Source organism: Nocardioides sp., assembly GCF_036274455.1.
GTDB lineage: Bacteria > Actinomycetota > Actinomycetes > Propionibacteriales > Nocardioidaceae > Nocardioides.
In genome coordinates this window covers 1-24,537 of the sequence record NZ_DASUFR010000215.1, presented here as the reverse complement: position 1 = coordinate 24,537, position 24,537 = coordinate 1, and the positions used below count along the sequence as shown (strand labels likewise).

The window sequence follows — 24,537 nt, the reverse complement described above, 5'->3', positions numbered from 1 at the left end:
ACAGGGCCCGACTCGACCGGCAGAAGTCCGGAATCAACGCGAGAGCAGGGTCAACACGTGCAGCAGCGCGAACACCACCGGCAGCCCGAACACGACGAGCATGGCCCACGCGGTCATCCGGTGGAACGGCTTGGTGGCGTCGAGCTTGCCCGCGAAGTCGAGGAGCGCCCCGTCCGGCACGTGGTGGGTGAGCCCCATCCGGACCGCGTCGGGAGGCAGGTGGCCGCCCGGGAACCACGACGGAGGCGTGTTCTCATCGCCGTAGTCCTCGTCGTAGTCGAAGTCGTCTTCGACCGGTGGCATGACCTGACCCTACGTCCACCCTGCGCGAACAGACTGCAAACACGGTGGGAGAGGGCATCACCAGCCCGTAGCATGGATGAGCACCAACGCCGACCAGGAAGGCCTGCCCACCCGGGCACACATGTCTGATACCAGCTCCGATGTGGGTACGACGATCCCGCCGACGGCCAAGCACACTGTCGTGGTCCCCAACAGCATCAACATGGTCAGCCTGCTCGGGCCCGGCGATGAGCACCTCGGTCTCATCGAGCAGGCCTTCGAGGCCGACATCCACGTCCGTGGCAACCGGATCACCCTCGACGGGCAGCCCGCCGAGATCGCGCTGGCCGAGCGGCTGCTCGACGAGCTCGTCGCGATCATCCGCACCGGCCAAGGGGTGACCCCCGAGACGGTCGAGCGCGTGCTCGCGATGCTGCGCGCCGAGACGACCGAGCGGCCCGCCGACGTCCTCAGCCTCAACATCCTGAGCAACCGCGGCCGCTCGATCCGGCCCAAGACGCTGAACCAGAAGCGGTACGTCGACTCGATCGACAAGCACACGATCACCTTCGGCATCGGCCCGGCCGGCACCGGCAAGACCTATCTGGCGATGGCCAAGGCGGTCCAGGCGCTGCAGTCCAAGAACGTCAACCGGATCATCCTCAGCCGCCCGGCCGTCGAGGCGGGGGAGCGGCTCGGCTTCCTGCCCGGCACGCTCACCGAGAAGATCGACCCCTACCTGCGGCCGCTCTACGACGCGCTGCACGACATGGTCGACCCCGAGTCGATCCCGAAGCTGCTCGCGGCCGGCACCATCGAGGTCGCGCCGCTGGCCTTCCTCCGCGGCCGGTCGCTCAACGACTCGTTCATCGTCCTCGACGAGGCGCAGAACACCACGCCCGAGCAGATGAAGATGTTCCTGACCCGGCTGGGCTTCGGCTCCAAGATCGTGGTCACCGGCGACGTGACCCAGGTCGACCTGCCCAGCGGCACCCACTCGGGGCTGCGCGTGGTCGAGGGGATCCTCGACGACGTCGAGGACATCAGCTTCTGCCGGCTGACGTCGCACGACGTCGTCCGGCACCGGCTGGTCGGCAAGATCGTGGCGGCCTACGACGAGTTCGACGCCGCCCAGCAGACCCGCCAGCAGACCCGCGAGCAGCGCGGCCCCCGCCCGACAGGACGCTGATGAGCATCGAGGTGCTCAACGAGTCCGGTCAGACCCTCGACGCGGACCGGCTGGTGGGGCTGAGCCGGTTCGTGCTGGAGCGGATGCGCGTCCACCCGCTGGCCGAGCTGTGCATCAAGGCCGTCGACGAGGACACGATGGCCGGGCTCAACGAGAAGTGGATGGAGGGCGAGGGCCCGACCGACGTGCTCGCCTTCCCCATGGACGAGCTGCGGCCCGGGCTGGTCAACGAGGAGCCGGAGGAAGGCATCCTGGGTGACCTGATGCTCTGCCCCTCGGTCGCGGAGCGGCAGGCGGCCACCGCCGGCCACTCGACCGACGCCGAGCTCGAGCTCCTGACCGTGCACGGGATCCTGCACCTGCTCGGCTACGACCACGCCGAGCCCGAGGAGCACGCAGAGATGTTCGGCCTGCAGGACGAGCTGCTGGCCGCCTGGCGAAGTCGCTGAGCAGCTGAGCCCTCGATGATCGTCGTCCTCGCTGCCGTGCTGGTGGTGCTGGCCGGTCTCTTCTCGGCCGCCGACGCCGCCCTCACGTCGTTCTCGCGCGCCCGCGCCGAGGAGCTGCAGGGTGAGGGCCAGGCCGGCGCCAAACGGCTGGTCACGATGCTGGCCGACCCCGCGCCCTACCTCAACACCGCGATCCTGCTGCGCCTCCTCTGCGAGGTCTCGGCCATCGTCATCGTGACCCACGAGCTGGTCCGGGCCTACAACGGTGACTGGCTGCCCGCGTCGCTGACCACGATCGGTGTGATGCTGGTCGTGTCGTTCGTCGTCATCGGCGTGGCGCCCCGCACCCTCGGCCGGCAGCACAACGAGCGGGTCGCGCTCTGGTCGGCCGCACCACTGGGCCTCGTGACGACGGTCCTCGGCCCGATCCCGCGGCTGCTGATCCTGCTCGGCAACGCGCTCACCCCCGGCAAGGGGTTCCGCGAGGGGCCGTTCTCGACCGAGACCGAGCTGCGCGAGCTCGTCGACATCGCCGAGGCGTCGGCGCTGATCGAGGCGGGCGAGCGCAAGATGATCCACTCGGTCTTCGAGCTCGGCGACACCACGGTCCGCGAGGTGATGGTGCCGCGCAACGACGTGATCTACATCGAGCGGCACAAGAACCTGCGGCAGACCATGTCGCTGTTCCTGCGCTCGGGTTTCTCCCGGGTGCCGGTGATCGACGACAACCTCGACCACGTCGTCGGCATCGCCTACCTCAAGGACATCGTCCGCCGCGATTTCGAGGCGCCTGACGTGGAGTTCACCCAGCGCATCGACGAGATGATGCGGCCGGCGTACTTCGTCCCGGAGTCCAAGCCCATCGACGAGCTGCTCTCGGAGATGCAGACCCGCCGCCAGCACCTCGCGATCGTGGTCGACGAGTACGGCGGCACCGCCGGCCTGGTCACCATCGAGGACCTCCTGGAGGAGATCGTCGGTGAGATCACCGACGAGTACGACCAGGAGGAGATCGAGGTCGAGCAGCTCGAGGACGGGTCGGTCCGGGTCTCGTCCCGCTATCCCGTCGACGACCTCGACGAGCTGTTCGGATTCGACGTCGAGGAGGAGGACGTCGACTCGGTCGGTGGCCTGATGGCCAAGCACCTCGGCCTGGTCCCCATCCCCGGGTCGCAGGTGGTCGCGCACGGGCTCAGGTTCACCGCGGAGGAGACCGCGGGACGCCGCAACAAGATCGGTACCGTCCTCATCACCCGCGTCGAGGCGGAGGACCAGGACGACACCGCACCCGCGAAGGAGGCCGTCGGTGAGTGAGGCTTCGCTCCCCGAGCTCTCCGCCGAGGACCGCAAGCTCGTCACGCTGGCCAGGGCCGCACGAGGCCGGACCGGCGGCCCCGACGGCGCCGCGGTCCGTGACTCGGACGGCCGGACCTACGCCGCAGCCACCGTCTCCCTATCGTCGCTCCAGGTCTCCGCGCTTGGTGTCTGCGTGGCCATGGCGGTCTCGTCGGGCTCGCAGGGGCTCGAGGCCGCCGTCCTGCTCACCGACGGTGACGCCGTCTCCCGGCTCGACCTGCAGGTGCTCCGCGACTTCGCGGGTGAGGGCGTGACCGTGCACGTCGGGGACCCGCGTGGGCTGATCTCGACGACAGCCACAACCTGACGGAGTCGACCCGGTAGTAACGTGCGCTTCGTGACTCCAGGCTCCGCATGGGAGGCGCACGATGCTGCGGTGGCCCGCCTGAAGGCGTCCTACGACGCCATCCCGGCCGGCGCGCCGGTGCGGCTGGCCAAGAAGACCTCCAACCTGTTCCGGCCGCGCGCCCACACCGACACCCCCGGGCTCGACGTGAGCGGCCTCGACGGCGTCATCGAGGTCGACCCGGTCGCCAGGACCGCCGAGGTGCAGGGCATGTGCACCTACGAGCACCTCGTGGACGCGACGCTGCCGCACGGGCTGATCCCCTACGTCGTCCCCCAGCTCAAGACCATCACCCTCGGCGGCGCGGTGAGCGGGCTCGGGATCGAGGCCACCAGCTTCCGCAACGGCCTGCCGCACGAGAGCGTCGAGGAGATGGACATCTTCACCGGCGCCGGTGAGATCGTGACCACTCGGCCCGCCCCCGACGAGCACAGTGAGCTGTTCGACACCTTCCCCAACTCCTACGGCAGCCTCGGCTACACCACGCGGATCCGGATCAAGCTGGAGCAGGTGCCCGACCGGGTCGAGCTGCGCCATGTGCGGTTCGACGACGCCGGGCTGCTGGCCAAGACCGTGGCCGAGATCGTCGAGTCGCGTGAGTACGACGGGCTGCAGGTCGACGGGCTCGACGGCGTGGCCTTCGCGCCGGGGGAGTACTACCTCACCCTGGCCCGCTGGCTGAGCAGCGAGGGGGAGGAACCAGCGCCGATCGGCGCCGGACCGAGTGCGCTCGAGGAGACCAGCGACTACACCGGCCAGCAGATCTACTTCCGGTCGATCCAGCAGCGGCGCACGGACCTGCTCACCATGCACGACTACCTCTGGCGCTGGGACACGGACTGGTTCTGGTGCTCGGGGGCCTTCGGCGTGCACAACCCGGTCGTCCGGCGGCTGTGGCCCAAGCGGTGGCGGCGCAGCGACGTCTACCACCACCTGATCGGCCTCAACCGCCGTACCGGATTCATGGACTGGGTCGACCGCCGCAAGGGCCGCCCTCAGCGCGAGATGGTGGTGCAGGACGTCGAGATCCCGGTCGAGCGGCTGGAGGAGTTCCTCGACTGGTTTGACACCGAGGTCGGCATGCGCCCGGTGTGGCTGTGCCCGCTGGTCAGCCCCGGCACCAGCACCGGCGCCCAGTGGCCGACGTACCCGCTGCACCCCGGGACGACCTACGTCAACGTCGGCTTCTGGGGCACGGTGCACGTCGGCCCAGACGCCCCCGACGCACCGCGCAACCGCGCGATCGAGGCGAAGGTCCAGGAGCTCGGCGGCCACAAGTCGCTCTACTCCGAGGCGTTCTACGACCGCGACACCTTCGACCGGCTCTACGACGGCGCCCACCTGGCGGCCGTCAAGAACCGTTACGACCCCGACGACCGGCTCCTCAGCCTCTACGACAAGGCGGTACGCGACCGATGACATCGACACCCACTGCAGGCAAGCTCTCCATCGCCGACGCGCTCGACTCCCTCCTCAAGGAGCCGTTGCCGGTCCGGTTCACGGCCTACGACGGCAGCGCGACCGGCCCCGCCGACTCGCCCTACGAGATCCAGCTGACCAACGAGCGCGGTCTCAACTACATCCTCACCGCCCCCGGCGACCTGGGCTTCGGCCGCGCCTACGTCGCCGGCGACCTCGAGATCAAGGGCGTCCACCCGGGCGACCCCTACGAGGCGTTCAAGCTGATCCAGGGCAAGCTCGCCTTCCGCCGGCCCGGCCCGGCCGACGTGGTCAAGGTCCTCCGGAGCCTCGGGATCCAGCACCTGCGCCCGGTCGCTCCGCCGCCCGAGGAGTCGCCGTCCCGGCTCCGGCGCACCTTCGAGGGGCTGCGCCACTCGCTGGGCCGCGACGCCGAGGCGATCCACCACCACTACGACGTCTCCAACCGCTTCTACGAGCTGGTCCTCGGTCCGTCGATGACCTACACCTGCGCGGTGTTCCCGCGCGAGGACGCGACGCTGGAGGAGGCACAGGCCACCAAGTACGAGCTGGTGGCCCGCAAGCTCGACCTGAAGTCGGGACAGCGGCTGCTCGACCTCGGCTGCGGCTGGGGCGGGATGGTGCGGCACGCGGCGCGCGAGTACGGCGTACACACCATCGGCGTCACCCTCTCCCGCGAGCAGGCGTCGTGGGCGCAGGAGAAGATCAAGGAGGAAGGGCTCGACCACCTGGCCGAGGTGCGCTTCCTCGACTACCGGCTGGTCGAGGAGACCGGCTTCGACGCGATCTCCTCGATCGGGCTCACCGAGCACATCGGCGTGAAGAACTACCCGTCCTACTTCGGGTTCATCCGCGACCACCTTCGTCCGCAGGGCCGGCTCCTCAACCACTGCATCACCCGGCCGCACAACCGCCGCCAGGCGACCGGCGAGTTCCTCGACCGCTACGTCTTCCCCGACGGCGAGCTCACCGGCAGCGGCAGGATCATCACCGAGGTCCAGAACGTCGGCCTCGAGGTGCAGCACGAGGAGAACATCCGGATCCACTACGCCAAGACGCTCGCGGGCTGGTGTCGCAACCTCGCCGAGAACTGGGACGAGTGTGTCGCCGAGGTCGGCGAGGGCATCGCGCGGGTCTGGGGCCTCTACATGGCCGGCTCGCGGATCGGCTTCGAGCGCAACGAGATCCAGCTCCACCACGTGCTGGCCACCAAGACCACGGACGAAGGAGTCTCGGGCTACCCGCTGCGCCACGAGTTCGGCGTCTGAAGACCGGGCGCTGGGACGCCACCACCCGCTGGTCGAGCCTGTCGAGACCACCGCAGCAGCGGCACCTGGGCGAGCCCCAGCGCCGGCCGCGGACATCTCGACAAGCTCGATGAGCGGTGGGGAGAGTCCGGTGCCGAGGTTGCGGCCACTAGCGTTGACCAGGTGAGCACCCGGGCAGCGCAGTACCCCGCGCGCGTGGAGTCGCGCGAGGAGCTCTCGGCGCACCTGGTGCGGCTGACCCTGGCCGTCGACCCGCGGTTCACCTCGACCGGCATCCCCGACGAGTGGGTCGGGCTGGTGGTGCCCGGTCAGTTCCAGAGCCGCTACTACACGGTCCGCGCCCATGTCGGGGGGCGGCTGGTGCTCGACGTGGTGGTGCACGAGGTCGGGCTGGTGACCGAGTGGGTGGTCCGCGACGACTGCGTGGGCTCCACGGTGACCGTCTCGGAGCCCAAGGGTTCCTACGCGCTCCCGGACCGAGCCCGGTGGCAGCTGCTGGTCGGCGACCTGACCGGGCTGCCGGCGATGGCGCGGATCGCCGAGACCAGCTCGTTGCCGACCCGGATCTGGGCCGAAGTGCCCGACCACCTGCCGTCCTACCTGCCGTCGAGCGCCGACGTGACCTGGCTCGACACACCTGCGGACGGGTCCTCGCGCCTCGCCGAGGTGGTGGAGTCGATCGAGTGGCCGCCCGGAGACGGCTACTTCTGGATGGCGGGGGAGTCCGCGCAGATGCGCGCGATCCGCAAGCACCTCATGCGCGAGCGGAGGCTGCCGGCCTCGGCGTACGACGTGATGGGCTACTGGCGCGCCTCGACCGGCCGGCAGCCGCGCGCGGTCGACCCGGGGCCGATCTGGCGCGAGGGCAAGGCACGGGGGCTGAGCGACGAGGAGATCTGGGCCAGGTACGACGAGGCGCGGTCGTGAGCGACTTCAGGAGCGGGTTCGCGTCCTTCGTCGGCCGGCCCAACGCCGGCAAGTCGACGCTCACCAACGCGCTGGTGGGCACCAAGGTGGCCATCACCTCCGACAAGCCGCAGACCACCCGCACGGTCGTGCGCGGCATCGTGCACCGGCCCGATGCCCAGCTGGTCCTGGTCGACACTCCCGGGCTGCACCGCCCCCGGACCCTGCTCGGAGAGCGGCTGAACGACCTGGTCCGCACGACCTGGGCAGAGGTCGACGTCGTGGCGGTGTGCTTCCCGAGCGATGAGAAGATCGGGCCGGGCGACCGTTTCATCGTCGGCGAGCTGACCAAGGTGCGTCGGACGACCAAGGTCGCGGTGGCCACCAAGACCGACCTCGCCTCGCCCGAGCGGATCGGGCAGCACCTGCTCGACATCGCCGCACTGGGTGAGGAGACCGGCACGGAGTGGGCCGAGATCGTCCCGGTCTCCGCGGTCGCCCACGACCAGGTCGACCTGCTGGCCGACCTCCTCGTGGGACTGCTGCCGGAGGGGCCGCCGCTCTACCCCGACGGGGAGCTGACCGACGCGCCCGAGGAGCTGCTCGTGGCCGACCTGATCCGCGAGGCGGCACTGGACGGCGTGCGCGACGAGCTGCCGCACTCGATCGCCGTGGTGGTCGAGGAGATGGGGCTGCGCCCGGACCGACCGGAGGACAAGCCGCTGCTCGACGTGCACGCGAACCTCTACGTCGAGCGCGACTCCCAGAAAGGCATCGTCATCGGTCGCAAGGGCGCCCGGCTCAAGCAGGTCGGCACGCAGGCCCGGAAGTCGATCGAGGCGATGCTCGGGACGCCGGTCTACCTCGACCTGCACGTGAAGATCGCCAAGGACTGGCAGCGCGACCCGCGCCAGCTCAGGAAGCTGGGGTTCTGATGGAGATGCCCGCGCCGGTGGCCGCCTGGCACGCGATCGCCGAGTCCCGCGACCCCGCGGGCCTCGCCGACCTGCTGGCGGACGACGTCGCGTTCAGATCGCCCGCGGTGCACGGCGACCAGGCCGGCAAGGAGCTGACGACGGCCTACCTCTCCGCCGCGATCGTCGTCCTCGGCCCGACGCTGACCTACAAGCGCCAGTGGTACACCGACCGCAACGCGGTCCTGGAGTTCGAGGCCGAGCTCGACGGCCTGACCGTCCACGGCATCGACATGCTCCAGTGGAACGACGAGGGCAAGCTCACCGAGTTCACCGTCATGGTGCGCCCGATCCGCGGCCTGGAGAAGCTGATCGAGAAGATGGCGGCCCAGCTCTTCGGCTAGTCGGGGGTCAGGTCTGGGTCTCCGCTCGTGGCACCGTCAGCGGGCCGGGGGACGGGGAGGCCCGGCGGGCGGGATCCACCCCTCCGCTCGTCCCTCGCTCCGTCTACACGTGGGTGGGAGGGCGGCGGCGCGCGTCAGCGCGTCGCTAAAAGCGCGGCGTGGCGCGGGCAGCGCGAGGTGACCACGCTGGGAGCAGCCGCCCGCGACACGGCGTCGCCTGTCGGCGCGTAGCCCCGGCCCGCCGGCGCCGCGGCCGCCCGACGTGCCACGAACGAAGACCCAGACCCAACCCTTACACCAGCAGCAGGATGCCGATGACCAGGCAGGCCGCGAGGCCGAGGAGGCCGGTGCCGAGGACGATGTAGGTCTGCGCGCGGTCGCGGAACGCGCCCGGGGAGGGGTGCAGCTCCTCGCGCTCGACCTCGGGCATCACCAGGGTCTCGAGGGCGGCGCGGGTCTGCTGGAGCCGCCGGTCGACCTTGGCGGCCACGCTCCCCGCCGGGGCGACCGGGATGCGGGTGGAGCCCGCGGGGGTCACGTCGTCGAGCTGCCGGCCGGCCAGCAGCAGCCGGACGCCTCCCCACACGAGGGCGATGAGGACGAGGGCACCGAGGATCAGCAGCGCAAGCACGTCCTTCACTGTGCCCACACAGCTGGGCCGCACACAAACCCGTATCGACGTGGCCCACGTCACGTGGGTACAACCCACTCGTGGTCGAGCGACGGGTGGGCGTGTCCGGGTGGACCTACCCGCCCTGGCGCGGCGACTTCTACCCGAAGGGGCTCCCCCAGCGCGAGGAGCTGGCCTACGCCGCCTCCCGGCTGACGAGCATCGAGATCAACGGCTCCTTCTACGCGCTGCAGAAGCCGGAGTCCTACCGCAGGTGGCGTGACCAGACCCCGGACGGGTTCGTCTTCGCGGTCAAGGGCAGCCGGTTCATCACCCACATGAAGCGGCTCGGTGACGCCAAGGAGCCGCTCGAGCGGTTCTTCGGCTCCGGCGTCTGGGAGCTCGGGGACCGGCTCGGGCCGATCCTGTGGCAGCTGCCGGCGAGCTTCGAGTACGACGAGGAGCGGTTGGCGACCTTCTTCGACCTGCTCCCCCGCACCAGCCCGGAGGGCGCGAGGGTCAGGCACGCGCTGGAGTTCCGAAGCCCGACCTTCGAGACCCGGCGGGCCTACGACCTGCTGCGCCGCCACGACATCGCCTGCGTCCTCGCCGACACCGCGGGCCGGTGGCCGAAGGTCGACGAGGACACCTCCGACTTCCGCTACGTGCGCCTGCACGGTGACACCGAGCTCTACGCCAGCGGGTACGACGACCGGGCCCTCGACCGCTGGGCCGCCACGATCAAGCGGTGGCCGAAGGACACCTACGTCTACTTCGACAACGACGCGAAGGGCCACGCGCCGCACGACGCGGAGCGGCTCATCGCACGTCTGCGGTAGAGCGGGCAGGCCGGGTGGCGAACACGGTGAGCGCGGCCGGGCCCATCAGCACAGCCACCGCGAGCAGGGCGTCGAGGGTGCCGACCCGGTCGCCCAGCCAGCCCAGCAGGGGCGGGCCGGCCAGGAAGGCGCCGTACCCGATGGTGGCGACCACCGAGACCCGGATCGCCGAGCGGGCCGGGTCGTCGGCGGCGGCGCTGATGCCGGTCGGGAAGCCGAGCGCTGCGCCGCAGCCCCAGACCACGACGCCGAGCGCGATGACGACCGGGTGGCCGCCGAAGACCACCAGGAGGATGCCGGCCGCGGCGGCGGCTGCTGAGGCCCAGAGCACCGGCGCCCGGCCGAACCGGTCGAGGACGACGGGGCCGGCGATCCTGCCGGCCGTCATGGCCGAGACGAAGACGACGTAGCCGGCCACGCCCACCCAGTGTGCGACGTCGTAGCCGTCGATCAGCGCGAGCGACAGCCAGTCGTTGGCCGCACCCTCGGCCATCGCGAACGCCAGCACCATCACGCCGATCGCCAGGGTCCGCGGCTCCAGCCAGGCACTGCGGGCGGACGGTGACGACTCGGGCTTGACCTCCTCGGCCGGTAGGAACGATCGGGTGGCGCGGAACGCGAGCACCACGGCGAGCGCACCGACCACCCCGAAGTGCGCCGGAAGTGGTACCTTCAGCGCCGCCATCGGTACGCCGACCGCGGCACCGGCGATGGAGCCGAGGCTCCAGGCCGCGTGGAACCGCGACATGATCGAGCGGCCGAGCCCGCGCTCGACCTCGGCGCCCTCGACGTTCATCGCGACGTCCCAGACGCTGGTGCCGATGCCGTAGAAGAACAGGCCGACGGCGCAGACCGGGACCAGGCCCAGCGGCCCTGCCCCCAGGCCGACGACGAAGAGCGCGGAGGCACCGCAGATGGTGCCGGCCCGCACGACCGCACCGGCCGAGAACCGATGGACCAGGGACCCCGCGGACGGCAGGGCCAGGATCGAGCCGGACGCGATGGCGAGCAGGAGCAGGCCGAGCGCGCTGTTGGACAGGTCGAGGCCGCCGCGCACGTCGGGGATCCGGGAGACCAGCGAGGCGAACAGGAAGCCGTTGAGCGCGAACGCGAGGACGACCGCGTTCCGGGCCGCGAGGATGGGGTTCGGAGTCAGCGCGACCAGTCCGTCCCGGGTGGTCGAGCCTCCAGCCAGGCCTGGAACCCGGTCAACGACTCGCGGCTCATGGCGAGCTCCACGACGCCGTGCGGGCTCTCGCAGTCGACGACAAGGTGGTCAGGGTAGAGCACGGTGCGCTCGAGCCCCTCGGGCTGGCGCGCACCGACGTAGGACAGCCACGCCCGGTCCCAGCTGCGCTTGGGCCGTGGCGAGAGCGTGAAGATGCGAAACCACTCGAGCTCCTCGCCGGAGTAGCGGCCCAGGCCGAGCAGCCAGCCGCGTCCGGGCTCCTCGTCCGGCCGCGTCCGGTGGCTGAGCTCGAAGGTGCCGCCGTTGCGCGACAGCACGCGCCGGCGCACGACGAGCAGGAAGCCGTAGAGCAGGACCAGGAGCACCACGAGGCCGACCGCGTCGAGCAGGTCCAACCACAGCGGCACGTGGCCCCCTTTCGGTTGCGACCTTGCTGGACCGCCCTTCCGGGCGAGGGGCCCGAGCCTACGACGACGAGCCCGTGTCCCTCTCCACGACCCGGATCCGGGCCTCTGCCATGCGGATCCGGCGCTCGGCCTCGGAGCCGTCCATCCAGTGGCCCGACTTGGCGTCCTCGAGCTGCGCCCGGGCCTCGTCGACGTCCACCTCGGTGGACAGCTCGGCGTGCTCGGACAGGATCGAGACCCGGTCGTTGGCCACGGAGATGAAGCCGCCGTCTGCCACCGCGAACACGGTGTGGCCCTCCTCCGCGGTGATCTCGACGATCGCCTCGGAGAGCACCGAGAGCACCGGGGCGTGGCCGCGGAGGATGCCGATGTCACCCTCCACGGTCCGCGCGATGACCATGGTGGCCTCGCCCGACCAGACCATGCGGTCGGCCGCGACGAGCTCCACGGTGAGTGCGTCTGCCATGTCAGCTCACAGGCTCTTCTGGATCTCGTCCCACTTGCGCTCGACGTCGTCCAGACCGCCGCACATGAAGAACGCCTGCTCGGCCACGTGGTCGTACTCGCCGTCGGCGATCTTGTTGAACGCCTCGATGGTCTCCGACACCGGGACGGTGGAGCCCTCGATGCCGGTGAACTGCTTGGCCACGTAGGTGTTCTGCGAGAGGAACCGCTGGATGCGGCGCGCTCGCGAGACGATGATCTTGTCCTCCTCGGAGAGCTCGTCGACACCGAGGATCGCGATGATGTCCTGGAGCTCCTTGTTGCGCTGGAGGATCTGCTTGATCCGGATCGCGCAGTCGTAGTGCGCCTGGCCGATGTATTCGGCGGACAGGATCCGCGAGGTCGACGTCAGCGGGTCCACGGCCGGGTAGATGCCGAGCGAGGCGATCTCGCGCGACAGCTCGGTGGTCGCGTCGAGGTGCGCGAACGTCGTGGCGGGCGCCGGGTCGGTGTAGTCGTCGGCGGGCACGTAGATCGCCTGCATCGAGGTGATCGAGTGGCCGCGGGTCGAGGTGATCCGCTCCTGCAGGACGCCCATCTCGTCGGCCAGGTTGGGCTGGTAGCCCACCGCCGAGGGCATCCGGCCCAGCAGGGTCGAGACCTCCGAGCCGGCCTGGGTGAACCGGAAGATGTTGTCGATGAACAGCAGCACGTCCTGGTTCTGGACGTCGCGGAAGTACTCCGCCATGGTCAGCGCGGACAGCGCCACGCGGAGCCGGGTGCCCGGGGGCTCGTCCATCTGGCCGAAGACCAGCGCGGTCTGGCCGATGACGCCGGCCTCGGTCATCTCGGCGATGAGGTCGTTGCCCTCACGGGTGCGCTCGCCGACCCCGGCGAACACCGACACACCACCGTGGTCACGGGCGACGCGCGCGATCATCTCCTGGATCAGCACGGTCTTGCCCACGCCCGCGCCACCGAACAGGCCGATCTTGCCGCCCTGGACGTACGGCGTGAGCAGGTCGATGACCTTGATGCCGGTCTCGAACATCTGGGTCTTGGACTCGAGCTGGTCGAAGGCCGGCGCCTTGCGGTGGATCCCCCAGCGCTCCTTGACCTCGAGCTGCTCGCCCTCCTCGAGGTTGAGCGGCTCGCCCAGCATGTTGAACACGTGGCCGAGGGTGACGTCGCCCACGGGAACCGTGATCGGGCCGCCGGTGTCGGTCACCTGCGCGCCGCGCACGAGGCCGTCGGTCGGCTGCAGCGAGATGGCGCGGACCATGCCGTCACCGATGTGCTGCGCGACCTCGAGGGAGAGGGTGCGCGACTCGCCGCCCAGCTCGAGCGGGCACTCGAGCTTGTTGTAGATCTCCGGCATCGTGTCGACCGGGAACTCCACGTCGACGACCGGGCCGATCACCCGGGCGACCCGGCCGGTGGCGCCGCCGCCGGTGGTCTCCTTGGTCTCCTCGACCGTTGCAGTCATTTCCTTCTCCCCTTACTGGGCTTCTGCCTGGGCGTCGGCCAGGGCGTTCACGCCGCCGACGATTTCGCTGATCTCCTGGGTGATGCCGGCCTGGCGGGCCTGGTTGGCCACCCGGGTGAACTTCTTGATGAGCTCGTCGGCGTTGTCGGTCGCCGACTTCATGGCCTTCTGGCGGGCCGCGAGCTCGGAGGCCGCGGCTTGGAGGAGCGCGTAGAAGATCCGGCTCTGGACGTACTGCGGCAGCAGGGCGTCCAGCACGGCCTCGGCCGATGGCTCGAACTCATAGAGCGGCAGCACCTCGTCCTCGGGCGGCTTCTCCTCGCCCTCGACCACCTCGAGCGGCAGCAGTCGGATCGCGGTGGGCTCCTGGGTGAGCATCGACCGGAACCGGGTGTAGACCACGTGCACCTCGTCGACGTCACCCTCCTCACCCTGCTCCTTGACGAAGCTGGCGATGAGGGTGCGGCCGATCTCGGCGGCCACGTCGTAGGACGGCTGGTCGCTGAACCCGGTCCACGACTGCACGACCGGGCGCTGGCGGAACCGGTAGTAGGCCTCGCCCTTGCGCCCGCAGATGTAGGTGTCGATCTCCTTGCCCTCGGCCTTGAGCCGCTCGGCGAGCCGCTCGGCCTCCTTGAGGACGCTCGAGGAGTAGGCGCCGGCCAGGCCCCGGTCGCTGGTGACGATCAGGACCGCGGCCCGCTGGGGGTTCTCCTCCTCCTTGGTCAGCGGGTGGTCGACGTTGGAGAACGTCGCGACCGCGGACACCGCGCGGGTGAGCTCCCGTGCGTACGGCGCGGCGGCCTGGGCCCGCTGCTGCGCCTTGATGATGCGGGAGGCAGCGATGAGCTCCATGGCGCGCGTGATCTTCTTCATCGACTCCGTCGACTTGATCCGCGCGCGGTACTCACGCAGTGAGACCGCCACTACCGCTCACCTCCCGGGCTCATCGTCTGGTTGTTGTGCATCGGCGCGTCAGCCCCGCTTCTGCTTGACGATCTGCTCCTGCTCGAGCTCGTCGTCCTCCATGGCCTCTTCCTTGACCTGCTCGCCCACCTGGATCGAGCCGCCCTCGGAGGTCTCGAACTGCTCGGTGAAGGAGTCGTAGGCCTCGGCGGCCTTCGCCTCGGTCTCGTCGTCGAAGTTGAGCGTGTCGCGGATGCTGCCGAGGATCTCCGAGTGCGAGCGGCGCAGGTAGTCGAGGAACTCCTGCTCGAAGCGCGCGACATCCTCGGTCGGGACCTTGTCGAGCCGGCCGCTGGTGCCGAGCCACAGCGAGACGGTCATCTCGTCGAGCGGGTACGGCGAGTAGGCCGGCTGCTTGAGCAGCGCCATCAGCCGCTGCCCACGGTCGAGCTGGGCCCGCGAGGCCGCGTCGAGGTCGGAGGCGAACATCGCGAAGGCCTCCATCGCGCGGTACTGGGCCAGGTCGACCTTGAGCGACCCGGTGACCGCCTTCATCGCCTTGGTCATCGCCGAGCCACCCACGCGGGACACCGAGATGCCGACGTCGATGGCGGGCCGCTGGTTGGCCGCGAACAGGTCGGACTGCAGGAAGATCTGGCCGTCGGTGATCGAGATGACGTTGGTCGGGATGTAGGCCGAGACGTCGTTGGCCTTGGTCTCGATGATCGGCAGCCCGGTCATCGAGCCCGCACCCATGTCGTCGGACAGCTTCGCGCAGCGCTCCAGCAGGCGGCTGTGCAGGTAGAAGACGTCGCCCGGGTAGGCCTCGCGGCCCGGCGGGCGGCGCAGCAGCAGCGAGACCGCGCGGTAGGCCTCGGCCTGCTTGGTGAGGTCGTCGAAGATGATCAGGACGTGCTTGCCGTCGTACATCCAGTGCTGGCCGATGGCCGAGCCGGTGTAGGGGGCGAGGTACTTGAAGCCGGCGGAGTCCGACGCCGGGGCCGCCACGATCGTGGTGTACTCCAGCGCGCCGGCCTCCTCGAGGGCGCCCCGCACCGAGGCGATCGTCGAGCCCTTCTGGCCGATCGCGACGTAGATGCAGCGGACCTGCTTGACCGGGTCGCCGGACTCCCAGTTCTGCTTCTGGTTGATGATCGTGTCGATCGCGATCGTGGTCTTGCCGGTCGCGCGGTCGCCGATGATGAGCTGGCGCTGGCCACGGCCGATCGGGGTCATCGCGTCGATGGCCTTGATGCCGGTCGCCATCGGCTCGTGCACCGACTTGCGCTGCACCACGGTCGGCGCCTGGAGCTCGAGGGCGCGGCGGTCCTCGGACTCGATCTCACCGAGACCGTCGATCGGGTTGCCGAGCGGGTCGACGACCCGGCCCATGAAGGCGTCGCCGACCGGGACCGACAGGATCTCGCCGGTCCGTCGGACACTCTGGCCCTCCTCGATGCCCTCGAAGTCACCGAGGATGACGACGCCGATCTCACGGGTGTCGAGGTTCAGCGCGATGCCGAGCGTGCCGTCCTCGAACTCGAGCAGCTCGTTGGCCATCGCGGACGGCAGACCGGCCACCCGGGCGATGCCGTCACCGGCCTGGGCGACGGTGCCGACCTCCTCCTTGGCCGCCGCGGACGGCTTGTAGTCGTCGACGTACTTCTGGAGCGCGTCGCGGATCTCCTCCGGGCGGATGGACAGTTCCGTCATCTTCTTGTCCCCTTGATCGGGTTGAGTCCTGTTTGTTGTTGAGTCGGGTGGTCAGCCGGCGATGCGCCGGCGAGCGTCGTCGAGCCGGCTGGCGACCGTGCCCTCGATGACGTCGTCGCCGATCTCGACCCGGAGGCCGCCGATCAGCTCGGGGTCGACGACGATGTGCAGCTGGATGTCCTTGCCGTACTGCTTGCTGAGTGCGGCGGCGAGCCGCTCCTGCTCATCGGCGGAGAGCTCCCGGGCGGTGTGCACCGTGGCCACTGCCTCCTCGAGCGCCGCGGCCGCGAGGTCGAGGTAGTCCTGGAGGGTGACCTCGACCGCACCCCGGTCGCGGGCGACGGCCTGACCCACGAGCACCGCCGTGGCAGGCAGCGTCTTGCCCTCGATGAGGCCGAGCAGCAGTCCGCTGCGGTCCTCTGGGGTGCGCGAGTGGTCGGCCAGGGCGCCGCGCAGCGCCGGGTTGTGCTCGATCAGCTGCTTGACCGAGAACAGCTCGTCTCCGACCTGCTCGCCGTTGGCGCCGGCCGAGCGGACCGTCGCGGTGACCGCCACCTGCTCGAGGGCCTCGGGCAGGTCGTTGGCCGAGATCCACCGGCGGCCGGCGGCCTCTGCGACCAGCGCCAGGGCGGGCTCGTCAAGCGCCTTGCCGAACACGGCCCGGGCCAGCCCCGACCTGGCCTCGGCCTCGACCGAGTTGTCGGTCAGCGCGCGGCGCAGCGCCACGTCCCGGCGTACGACTGCCACGACGCCGAACAGCTGGTTGCCCAGGGCCGCCGCCTCGTCGAGGGTGCGGGTCCGGGCAGCCTGCTGGCTCAGCTCGGCCAGCGCCTCGGCGGAGGCTCCACGCAGCATCAGGCCGACGCTCCGTCCCGCGCGGACTTGCTGTCATCCAGCGTCTCGAGGTCACTGAGGAACCGGTCGACGACGCGAGCGCTGCGGTCGTCGTCCTCGAGGGACTCGCCCACGATCCGGCCGGCCAGTGAGGTCGCCAGCGTGCCGACCTCGGCGCGCAGGCTGGTGAGCGCCGCCTGGCGCTCCGCGGCGATCTGGGCGTGGGCCTGGTCCTTGACGCGCTGCGCCTCGACCTGGGCCTGCTCCTTGGCCTCCGCGATGATGCTGTTGCCCTGCTCGCGGGCCTCGTCGCGCACCCGCGCGGCATCCTTGCGGGCGTCCGCCATCTGCGCCCTGAACTCCGCCTCGGCGTCCCTCGCGCCCTTCTTGGACTCCTCGAGCTCGTCGAACTCCTTGCGGATCGCGTCCTGCCGCGCGGTCATGGCCTTGTTGATCGGCGGGATGACGAAGCGCGCGAGCAGCCAGAACATCAGGATGAACGCCGCCAGCTCGACGAAGAACGTCGCGTTGGGGACCAGGAAGTTGCCCTCCATCGGCGTGACCGCCGTCGGCGAGAGCGTGGTGAGGCCGGACATGGGGGTCACGCCAGGACGAAGACGAACAGCGCCATGAACGCGAGGTTGATGAAGAACATCGCCTCGACCAGACCGACCGTCAGGAAGAAGATGGTCTGCAGTCGTCCCTGCGCCTCCGGCTGCCTGGCCACGCCCTGGATGTACGACGAACCGGCCAGGCCGTCACCGATGCCGGCACCGATGGCGCCACCGGCGAGGGCGAGGCCGCCGCCGACGAAGGCACCGGCCAGCTGAACGGCCGAATTGTCTACTGCCATGGGATCTATCTCCTTGATCTAGCGACCACGGATGTGGCCGCCTTGTGTGACTGACTCGGGTTGCGTCCTGGTCGGTTTGTCAGGAGGCGGGAACGGTTGTTGGCTCGGCCGACGAAGCCTGGTCGGAGGCCTCGGAGACGTCGTCGGTGTCGTGCTGGTCGTGCTCCTCGCCGTGCTCCTCGTGGCCGGCACCGGCCATCGCGAAGTAGAGGACGGTCAGGAGCGCGAAGATGAAGGCCTGGATCGCTCCGATGAACATGTCGAAGAGCTTCCAGACGATGTTGAAGACGAAGCCGATCACACCGCCGACGGGGATGTCCGAGACCGACCAGCCGATGAGCGCGCCGATCAGGGCCAACATGATCCCGCCGGCGAAGATGTTGCCGAACAGACGAAGGGCCAGCGTGACCGGCTTGATGAGCTCCTCGAGGATGTTCAGCGGCAGCATCACCGGGAACGGCTCCACGAAGTGCTTGAAGTAGCCGCGGACCCCCTTGAGCCGGATGCCGTAGACCCAGACGCTGACCATCGTCACCGCGGCGAGGGCGTAGGTGAGGTTGACGTCCGCGGTGGGGGCCGGGAGCAGGTGCAGGTCCTCGTTGAGCTTGGTCGGGATGAGCTCGAGCCAGTTGGCGAACAGCACGAAGAAGAAGATCGAGATCGCCAGCGGTGCGGCGTAGGGATGCACCCGACCGAGGTTGTCCTCGACCTGGGAGTTGACCTCCTTGACCACGGTCTCCCAGATCAGCTGCATCTTGGTGGGGACGTGGTCCTCGGAGTGCTTGGTCAGCGCGCGCCGGGCGACGAGGCCGAGACCGACCACGGCGATGATCGCGACGATCGTCGAGACGATCGTGTCGATGTGGAACGTCATGCCCCACAGCTCGGCCGTCTTGTGGTGCCCGATCTCGATGTCGGTCATCGGCACCAGCAGGCTGTTCACGAGTGGTTCATCTCCTTCAGCTCCTGGAGCAGGGGCAGGCCGGTCATCACCAGAGCGATGAGGCGGAAGATCGCGAGGCCGAGCAGCAGCGCCACGCCCTCGGGCCACAAGAGCACCGCGATGCCCACCGCGAACACCGTGAGCACACCGAGCCGGACGATGGTCGAGCGCATGATGGCGCCCCGGCTCGGCTCGCGGCCCGAGGTGATCAGGCGCAGCAGCCAGTACTCCGTGACGAGGTGGTTGACCAGGCCCAGAGCGACCCCGATGGCCAGCGCGGTGCCGAGCCGCCACTCGCCCATCGGCCCGGCGATCCAGAACACCGCCACGGCCAGGACGACGGCCAGGAGGATGATCTTGCGCTGGTCGCGGAGCAGCCTCAGCACCGAGGCGCGCTCGGGACGCTCTGCCGCGGGGCGGGTGTCGGGGGAGGTCATGGGGTCACATCCCGGTGGGGCTCAGGGCTGCATGGCCGAGCGGACGCGCAGCCAGAAGCCGACGCCGGCAGCGGCGATGCCCAGGAAGACGCCGACCATGGTGAACACCGGAGTCGTGTCCGCGGCGCTGTCGATGAGGAGGCCGAGCACCGTGCCGACCACGACCGCACCGACGAGCAGGCCACCCAGACCGATGAGGTCCCGGCCGCGGAGGCCGGCGTCACCGGGAGGGTCGGTGCTGGGCTCGGGCATCGACCGAACCTAACACGGCGCACCCCTCCCCTGAGGCGGGGAAGCGGGGCAGTCGTCATCGTCGGCGGCCGTCCTGGTCGGGGGTCAATCTGAGTGCATCCTGAGTGCTTGTGAAAACTAGCACAAAGTCCGCAGGGGCCTGAACCCGGGGGTCTGCCCCACCTTCTCAGCCAACTTTGTCCGCAGGCAACCGCGGGCGGTGCAGCCTGGGCAGCAGGAAGGTCAGGATCACCGTCACCAGCGTCATGCCGAGGACCACCGCCACCACCCAGATCCCGCTGTAGAGGCTGGCGAGCACGGTGCCGAAGGAGACCAGCGCGGCCCACATCCACATGATCAGGACCGCCCGGCGCTGGCTGTGCCCGATCTCCAGCAGCCGGTGGTGGAGGTGCTGCTTGTCGGGCGAGAACGGCGAGCGGCCGGCGCGCGTGCGGCGTACGACGGCCAGCAGCAGGTCGGCCAGGGGAACGACCAGCAGCGAGATCGGCAGCAGCACCGGCAGCAAGGTCGGGAGCAGGCTGGCGGTCGCGCCGCCGCCACCCTTGACCAGCTGGTCGGGGGTGAACTGCCCCGACAGCGTCACCGCGCTGGCCGAGAGGACCAGGCCGAGCAGCATCGACCCGCTGTCGCCCATGAACAGGCGGGCCGGGTGGAAGTTGTGCACCAGGAAGCCGGCGCAGACCCCCGCCAGCGCCACGCTGAGGAAGGCCGCGGTGTTCGCGCGGTCGAGGCCGTTGAGCCGCGTCACGCTGTAGCAGAAGACGAAGAACGCCAGGGCGGCCACGCCGACCACCCCGGCGGCGAGGCCGTCGAGGCCGTCGACCATGTTGACCGCGTTGATGGTGGCGACCACGAGGAGCCCGGTCAGCAGGGCGCCCTGGGCCGGGTCGAGCGAGTACTGGTTGCCCTTCACGTCGGAGAAGAAGATGAACTGGATGTTGAACGCGATCAGGAAGCCGGCCGCCAGGACCTGGCCGCCCAGCTTCGTGAGGGCATCGAGCTCGAACAGGTCGTCCAGCACGCCGACCGCGCAGATGAGTGCTCCCGCGATCAGCACGATCCCCGCGTCGTGGAACACCAGCGGCGAGCTGCCGGAGAGGAACGGGAGCTCGCGGCCGACGAGGTAGGCCGCCACCAGGCCGCCCAGCATGGCCAGGCCGCCGAGGTAGGGCACCGGCTCGTCGTGGACGTCGCGGTCCCGGACCCTGGCCACCGCCCCGGACCGCAGCGCGATCTCCCGGGCGATGACCGTGAGCAGGTAGGTCACCGAGGCGGCCACCAGCAGGACGAGGAGGTACTCCCTCACGCGCCGGCGTCTCCGTCGTGCCCGCCGGGTGCGGCGTCCGTGTCCGGGATGGCATTGCCGAGCGGCTCCAGCACCTCGTTGAGCTGCTCGAGGCTGATCGCCCCCAGTCGCAGCACCCGGCCCGGGGTCGTGGTGCAGTCGACGATCGTGGAGGCCGCGCCGCCCGGCGACGTGCCGGCGTCCACGATCACCTCGACCTCGTCGCCCAGCATCTTCTCGGCCGCGTCGGCCTCGGTCGCGGCCGGTTGGCCGGTGAGGTTGGCCGAGCTGACCGCGAGCGGCCCGGTGCGCTCGAGGATCTCGAGGGCGACGTCGTGGTCGGGCATCCGGACCGCCACCGTGCCGCGGGTGTCGCCGAGGTCCCACTGCAGCGAGGCGTGCGCGTGGCAGACGAGCGTGAGGGCACCGGGCCAGAACTCCTCGACCAGCCTGCGGCCCCACGTCGGCACCCGCACGGCCAGGGCGTCGAGCGTCGTCGCCGCCGAGACGAGCACCGGCGGCGGCATGTCCCGCCCCCGGCCCTTGGCCAGCAGCAGGTCCTGGACCGAGTCCTTGTCGAACGCGTCGGCCGCCAGTCCGTAGACCGTGTCGGTCGGCAGCACCACGAGCCCACCACGCTGGATCGCGAGGCTGGCAGCCTCGACCGCGGCCTCGCGCTCCTCGTCGGTGGTGGTCGGGTAGCGCTGCGACACAGGGTCATCGTGCCAGCCGCGCGGTGGTGAACCGCGGACGGCCCGCGAGGTCGTCGTGGTCGCGCACGTCGACCCAGCGTCCGGTGCCGCTCAGCACCGCCGGCACCGACTCGCCCTGGACGTCGGCGTGCTCGACGCCGAGCACTCCCCCGGGCCGGAGCAGCACGGCGGCGCGCACCGCGAGCACGCGGATGGCGTCGAGGCCGTCGGCCCCGGAGAACAGCGCGAGGTGCGGGTCGTGGTCGCGCGCCTCGGGGGCCACCGACTCCCATGCCTCGAGCGGGACGTACGGCGGGTTGCAGACCACGACGTCGACGGTCCCGGCCAGGTCGTCGAAGGCGGTGGCGAAGTCACCCTGGCGCAGGTCGACACCGGTGCCGGCGAGGTTCCGCGCGGCCCAGCGGTAGGCCGCCTCGTCCAGCTCGACGGCGTGCACGCGGGCCTCGGGCACCTCGTCGGTGACCGCCCGGGCGATCGCGCCGGAGCCGGTGCACAGGTCGACCACGACCGGCTCGCTCCTCGACCCGGCCTCCTCGACGGCCCAGCCGGCCAGCAGCTCGGTCTCCGGCCGCGGGGTGAACACCCCTGGGCCCACCTCGAGCCGGACCCGCCGAAACCACGCCTCGCCGGTCAGGTGCTGGAGCGGCTCACGTCCCGCACGGCGCGCGACGAGCGCGTCGTACCGCTCCACCGCCTCGGGCGGGACCTCGTCGACCAGGGGAAGCCGGGACCGCTCGGTGCCGAGCACGTGCGCCAGCAGCTCGGCGGCGTCGTGCTCGGGGCTCGGGATGCCGGCCTCGCGCAGCCGTGCAGCCGCACCCTGCTGCGCGGCCCGGGGGGTCATGACTCCAGCGCGCCCAGGCGGTCGGCGAGGTCCATCTCGACGCACGAGTCGAGGACCGGCTGCAGGTCGCCGTCGAGCACCGCGTCGAGGTTGTAGGCCTTGTAGCCGGTGCGGTGGTCGGAGATGCGGTTCTCAGGAAAGTTGTAGGTGCGGATCCGCTCGGACCGGTCGACGGTGCGGACCTGGCTGCGCCGGGCATCGCTGGCCGCGGCGTCAGCCTCTTCCTGGGCCGCGGCGAGCAGCCGGGCGCGGAGGATGCGCAGCGCCTGCTCCTTGTTCTGCAGCTGGCTCTTCTCGTTCTGGCAGCTGACCACGATGCCGGTCGGCAGGTGGGTGATCCGCACGGCCGAGTCGGTCGTGTTGACGCTCTGGCCGCCCGGGCCGCTGCTCCGGAAGACGTCGATGCGCAGGTCGTTGTCGTTGATCTCGACGTCGACCTGCTCGGCCTCCGGGAGCACCAGGACGCCGGCGGCGCTGGTGTGCACCCGCCCCTGCGACTCGGTGACCGGCACCCGCTGCACCCGATGGACGCCGCCCTCGAACTTGAGCAGGCCGTAGGGCGCCTGGCCCGGCTCGGTCGCGCCCTTGGCCTTCACCGCGAGGGTCACCGACTTGTAGCCGCCGAGGTCGGACTCGGTGGCGTCGAGGACCTCGACCTTCCAGCCCTTGCGCTCGGCGAAGCGGGAGTACATGCGGAACAGGTCGCCGGCGAACAACGCGGACTCCTCGCCGCCCTCGCCGGACTTCACCTCGAGGATCGCATCCTTGTCGTCGGCCGGGTCGCGCGGCACCAGCAGCATCCGCAGCCGCTCCTCGGCGTCGTGGCGGCGCTGGGCGAGGGACTCGACCTCGGCGGCGAAGCTGGGGTCCTCGGCCGCGAGCTCCCGGGCGGCCTCGACGTCCTCACCGAGGGTGTCCCAGTCCTTCTTGGCGGCCAGGATCCGGCTCAGCTCGGCGTACCGCTGGTTGAGCTGCTTGGCCAGCCGCGCGTCGGCGTGCGTCTCCGGCGCGCCGAGCCTCTGCTCCAGCTCGGCGTGCTCCTGGGCCATGGTGTCGACTGCCTCGAACACCGCTCCTCCATCTACTCGTACTACTCGTCGCTGCGCCGGAGAAATCACGAGCGCCGACCCACGCCCCTCTGCAGTGGACACGGGTCGGCGCTGTGCGGAAGCTACTTGTCGGCGTCGGCCTTGTCGGCGCCCTTCTTGGCGGCCTTGGCGTAGCGCGCCTCGAACCGGGCCACACGGCCTCCGGTGTCGAGGATCTTCTGCTTGCCGGTGTAGAACGGGTGGCAGTTGGAGCACACGTCGGCGTGGATGCTGCCGTTGCGCGCCGTGCTGCGCGTGGTGAACGTGTTGCCGCAGGTGCAGGTGACCTCGGTCTCCACGTAGTCCGGGTGGATGTCAGCCTTCATGGTGTCCTCTCTCGTGCCCCGGGTCGCCTTCGCTCGAACGCGAGACGTGAACCGGAGCCAGCGGTCCAGCGTAGTCAACGCCCGGCTCACGCGTCACATTCCCGCGCTGCCCCCATCGCCGTGGCCGACAGTCAGGCGCGCCAAGCGGAGCCGGTTGCAGGGGTCACCGGATATCCGGTGACTGTGACCCATCCGTGGGTGGGCGGCCGCGCGCGTAGCACGCCGCAACCCGCCCTCAAGGATGCCTTCGGCACCGCTGCGCGGCGCCTGCGGCGTCCTTGACCGCGGGTCCCGAGCGGCGCGCTGGGGGGCGCGCAAGGGCGGAGCAAGCTCCGCCCCGCATGCGCGGCCGCCCGGGGCGTGTTCCGGGGACCCGGCTTTGCCGAGGATCTCCGGCACCAGGTGCCGATTCCCCTCCGCAAACCCACCGACCGGTGCTGGTGGTGCCCGCGCCATGCAACGGCGCGGCGAAGCCCGCCGTTGTGCGCCGTATCACCGGATCGCGCGAGGCTCGCGGTCAAGGACGCGCGAAGCGCGCCGCGAAGCGGGCGCCGAAGGCGATCCTTGACGGCGAGACGCGATCCGGTAGGCGCGCGGGCACCCACGGATCCGTCACAATAGCCGGATATCCGGTGACCCATGTGCTGGTCGCCGAAGGCGTCGACGTGGCCGCTCGCGAAGCAGCCGCGGGGGATGCGCTGGAGGCGGCGCTCGTGATCGACCGGTTCCTGCGTTTCGCCGAGCGACAGCGCGAGGGTCGCGGCCGTCGCTAGCGGCTGGTGGCGCCGCGGCGGGCTGGAGAACGCTCGCGGAA

30 protein-coding genes are annotated in these 24,537 nt (G+C 70.4%); 11 read left to right on the top strand and 19 right to left on the bottom strand.

Annotated elements, in window-relative coordinates; translation table 11 throughout:
* Window positions 1–33 precede the first annotated feature (33 nt).
* Window positions 34–303 carry a hypothetical protein gene (locus VFV89_RS20770; protein ID WP_329707885.1) on the bottom strand — a complete coding sequence of 90 codons (270 nt, stop codon included), beginning with the start codon at window positions 301–303 and terminating at the stop codon, window positions 34–36.
* A 121-nt stretch (window positions 304–424) separates the two neighbouring features.
* On the opposite strand from VFV89_RS20770, the gene VFV89_RS20765 reads away from it, so the two are divergent.
* The 9 genes from VFV89_RS20765 to VFV89_RS20725 all read left to right on the top strand — a co-directional run bounded on the left by VFV89_RS20765 (window position 425) and on the right by VFV89_RS20725 (window position 8,554).
* The gene (locus tag VFV89_RS20765; RefSeq protein ID WP_329707884.1) at window positions 425–1,471 is read left to right on the top strand and encodes a PhoH family protein; all 1,047 of its coding nucleotides are present in this window, start codon (window positions 425–427) and stop codon (window positions 1,469–1,471) included.
* Window positions 1,471–1,920 (top strand): rRNA maturation RNase YbeY, encoded by a 450-nt coding sequence (gene ybeY / locus VFV89_RS20760; protein ID WP_329707883.1) that lies wholly within the window; start codon window positions 1,471–1,473, stop codon window positions 1,918–1,920. The genes VFV89_RS20765 and ybeY overlap by 1 nt, the downstream gene beginning before the upstream one ends.
* A gap of 15 nt (window positions 1,921–1,935) precedes the next feature.
* Complete coding sequence (locus tag VFV89_RS20755) at window positions 1,936–3,234, top strand: hemolysin family protein (RefSeq protein WP_329707882.1); 1,299 nt, start codon at window positions 1,936–1,938, stop codon at window positions 3,232–3,234.
* The gene (locus tag VFV89_RS20750; protein WP_329707881.1) at window positions 3,227–3,583 is read left to right on the top strand and encodes a cytidine deaminase; all 357 of its coding nucleotides are present in this window, start codon (window positions 3,227–3,229) and stop codon (window positions 3,581–3,583) included. The genes VFV89_RS20755 and VFV89_RS20750 overlap by 8 nt, the downstream gene beginning before the upstream one ends.
* Before the next feature lie 69 nt (window positions 3,584–3,652).
* The gene (locus VFV89_RS20745) at window positions 3,653–5,041 is read left to right on the top strand and encodes an FAD-binding oxidoreductase (protein WP_329707880.1); all 1,389 of its coding nucleotides are present in this window, start codon (window positions 3,653–3,655) and stop codon (window positions 5,039–5,041) included.
* Complete coding sequence (locus tag VFV89_RS20740) at window positions 5,038–6,330, top strand: cyclopropane-fatty-acyl-phospholipid synthase family protein (RefSeq protein ID WP_329707879.1); 1,293 nt, start codon at window positions 5,038–5,040, stop codon at window positions 6,328–6,330. Before VFV89_RS20745 ends, VFV89_RS20740 begins: the two co-directional genes overlap by 4 nt.
* Before the next feature lie 162 nt (window positions 6,331–6,492).
* Window positions 6,493–7,257, top strand: coding sequence for a siderophore-interacting protein (locus VFV89_RS20735; protein WP_329707878.1), 765 nt, complete (start codon window positions 6,493–6,495; stop codon window positions 7,255–7,257).
* On the top strand, window positions 7,254–8,171 hold the full coding sequence (gene era / locus VFV89_RS20730; protein ID WP_329707877.1) for a GTPase Era: 918 nt from the start codon (window positions 7,254–7,256) through the stop codon (window positions 8,169–8,171). Before VFV89_RS20735 ends, era begins: the two co-directional genes overlap by 4 nt.
* Window positions 8,171–8,554 carry a nuclear transport factor 2 family protein gene (locus VFV89_RS20725; RefSeq protein ID WP_329707876.1) on the top strand — a complete coding sequence of 128 codons (384 nt, stop codon included), beginning with the start codon at window positions 8,171–8,173 and terminating at the stop codon, window positions 8,552–8,554. The genes era and VFV89_RS20725 overlap by 1 nt, the downstream gene beginning before the upstream one ends.
* Before the next feature lie 292 nt (window positions 8,555–8,846).
* On the opposite strand, the gene VFV89_RS20720 is transcribed toward VFV89_RS20725, so the two are convergent.
* The gene (locus VFV89_RS20720; RefSeq protein ID WP_329707875.1) at window positions 8,847–9,185 is read right to left on the bottom strand and encodes a hypothetical protein; all 339 of its coding nucleotides are present in this window, start codon (window positions 9,183–9,185) and stop codon (window positions 8,847–8,849) included.
* Between the two features lie 80 nt (window positions 9,186–9,265).
* Between VFV89_RS20720 and VFV89_RS20715 the strand changes: the two genes are divergently transcribed.
* Window positions 9,266–10,003, top strand: coding sequence for a DUF72 domain-containing protein (locus VFV89_RS20715; protein WP_329707874.1), 738 nt, complete (start codon window positions 9,266–9,268; stop codon window positions 10,001–10,003).
* Here VFV89_RS20715 and VFV89_RS20710 read toward each other — a convergent pair.
* The 17 genes from VFV89_RS20710 to rpmE all read right to left on the bottom strand — a co-directional run bounded on the left by VFV89_RS20710 (window position 9,984) and on the right by rpmE (window position 23,723).
* On the bottom strand, window positions 9,984–11,144 hold the full coding sequence (locus tag VFV89_RS20710; protein WP_329707886.1) for an MFS transporter: 1,161 nt from the start codon (window positions 11,142–11,144) through the stop codon (window positions 9,984–9,986). The genes VFV89_RS20715 and VFV89_RS20710 overlap by 20 nt on opposite strands.
* 11 nt (window positions 11,145–11,155) lie before the next feature.
* Window positions 11,156–11,599 (bottom strand): DUF2550 domain-containing protein, encoded by a 444-nt coding sequence (locus VFV89_RS20705; RefSeq protein ID WP_329707873.1) that lies wholly within the window; start codon window positions 11,597–11,599, stop codon window positions 11,156–11,158.
* Window positions 11,600–11,657: 58 nt separating this feature from the next.
* Complete coding sequence (locus VFV89_RS20700) at window positions 11,658–12,065, bottom strand: F0F1 ATP synthase subunit epsilon (protein WP_329707872.1); 408 nt, start codon at window positions 12,063–12,065, stop codon at window positions 11,658–11,660.
* 6 nt (window positions 12,066–12,071) lie between these two features.
* A complete protein-coding gene (atpD, locus tag VFV89_RS20695) occupies window positions 12,072–13,529 on the bottom strand; it encodes a F0F1 ATP synthase subunit beta (RefSeq protein ID WP_329707871.1) in 1,458 nt (485 codons plus the stop codon).
* A 12-nt stretch (window positions 13,530–13,541) separates the two neighbouring features.
* On the bottom strand, window positions 13,542–14,456 hold the full coding sequence (locus VFV89_RS20690) for a F0F1 ATP synthase subunit gamma (RefSeq protein WP_329707870.1): 915 nt from the start codon (window positions 14,454–14,456) through the stop codon (window positions 13,542–13,544).
* A 48-nt stretch (window positions 14,457–14,504) separates the two neighbouring features.
* Window positions 14,505–16,148 carry a F0F1 ATP synthase subunit alpha gene (gene atpA, locus VFV89_RS20685; protein WP_329707869.1) on the bottom strand — a complete coding sequence of 548 codons (1,644 nt, stop codon included), beginning with the start codon at window positions 16,146–16,148 and terminating at the stop codon, window positions 14,505–14,507.
* Window positions 16,149–16,199: 51 nt separating this feature from the next.
* Window positions 16,200–17,003, bottom strand: coding sequence for a F0F1 ATP synthase subunit delta (locus VFV89_RS20680; protein WP_329707868.1), 804 nt, complete (start codon window positions 17,001–17,003; stop codon window positions 16,200–16,202).
* Complete coding sequence (locus VFV89_RS20675; RefSeq protein WP_329707867.1) at window positions 17,003–17,578, bottom strand: F0F1 ATP synthase subunit B; 576 nt, start codon at window positions 17,576–17,578, stop codon at window positions 17,003–17,005. Before VFV89_RS20675 ends, VFV89_RS20680 begins: the two co-directional genes overlap by 1 nt.
* Window positions 17,579–17,583: 5 nt before the next feature.
* Window positions 17,584–17,835 carry a F0F1 ATP synthase subunit C gene (locus tag VFV89_RS20670; RefSeq protein ID WP_329707866.1) on the bottom strand — a complete coding sequence of 84 codons (252 nt, stop codon included), beginning with the start codon at window positions 17,833–17,835 and terminating at the stop codon, window positions 17,584–17,586.
* 79 nt (window positions 17,836–17,914) lie between these two features.
* A complete protein-coding gene (atpB, locus tag VFV89_RS20665; protein WP_329707865.1) occupies window positions 17,915–18,778 on the bottom strand; it encodes a F0F1 ATP synthase subunit A in 864 nt (287 codons plus the stop codon).
* Window positions 18,775–19,215, bottom strand: a complete 441-nt coding sequence (locus tag VFV89_RS20660; RefSeq protein WP_329707864.1) for a hypothetical protein — start codon at window positions 19,213–19,215, stop codon at window positions 18,775–18,777. Before VFV89_RS20660 ends, atpB begins: the two co-directional genes overlap by 4 nt.
* Before the next feature lie 21 nt (window positions 19,216–19,236).
* A complete protein-coding gene (locus VFV89_RS20655) occupies window positions 19,237–19,467 on the bottom strand; it encodes an AtpZ/AtpI family protein (RefSeq protein ID WP_329707863.1) in 231 nt (76 codons plus the stop codon).
* A 166-nt stretch (window positions 19,468–19,633) separates the two neighbouring features.
* Window positions 19,634–20,773: an MraY family glycosyltransferase gene (locus tag VFV89_RS20650; protein WP_329707862.1), complete on the bottom strand. Its 1,140-nt coding sequence runs from the start codon at window positions 20,771–20,773 to the stop codon at window positions 19,634–19,636.
* Complete coding sequence (locus VFV89_RS20645; protein WP_329707861.1) at window positions 20,770–21,465, bottom strand: L-threonylcarbamoyladenylate synthase; 696 nt, start codon at window positions 21,463–21,465, stop codon at window positions 20,770–20,772. Before VFV89_RS20645 ends, VFV89_RS20650 begins: the two co-directional genes overlap by 4 nt.
* Before the next feature lie 4 nt (window positions 21,466–21,469).
* Window positions 21,470–22,309, bottom strand: coding sequence for a peptide chain release factor N(5)-glutamine methyltransferase (prmC, locus tag VFV89_RS20640; protein ID WP_329707860.1), 840 nt, complete (start codon window positions 22,307–22,309; stop codon window positions 21,470–21,472).
* Window positions 22,306–23,379: a peptide chain release factor 1 gene (gene prfA / locus VFV89_RS20635; RefSeq protein WP_329707859.1), complete on the bottom strand. Its 1,074-nt coding sequence runs from the start codon at window positions 23,377–23,379 to the stop codon at window positions 22,306–22,308. Before prfA ends, prmC begins: the two co-directional genes overlap by 4 nt.
* Before the next feature lie 101 nt (window positions 23,380–23,480).
* On the bottom strand, window positions 23,481–23,723 hold the full coding sequence (gene rpmE, locus VFV89_RS20630) for a 50S ribosomal protein L31 (RefSeq protein WP_329707858.1): 243 nt from the start codon (window positions 23,721–23,723) through the stop codon (window positions 23,481–23,483).
* A 632-nt stretch (window positions 23,724–24,355) separates the two neighbouring features.
* Between rpmE and VFV89_RS20625 the strand changes: the two genes are divergently transcribed.
* The gene (locus VFV89_RS20625) at window positions 24,356–24,496 is read left to right on the top strand and encodes a hypothetical protein (RefSeq protein WP_329707857.1); all 141 of its coding nucleotides are present in this window, start codon (window positions 24,356–24,358) and stop codon (window positions 24,494–24,496) included.
* Window positions 24,497–24,537 lie beyond the last annotated feature (41 nt).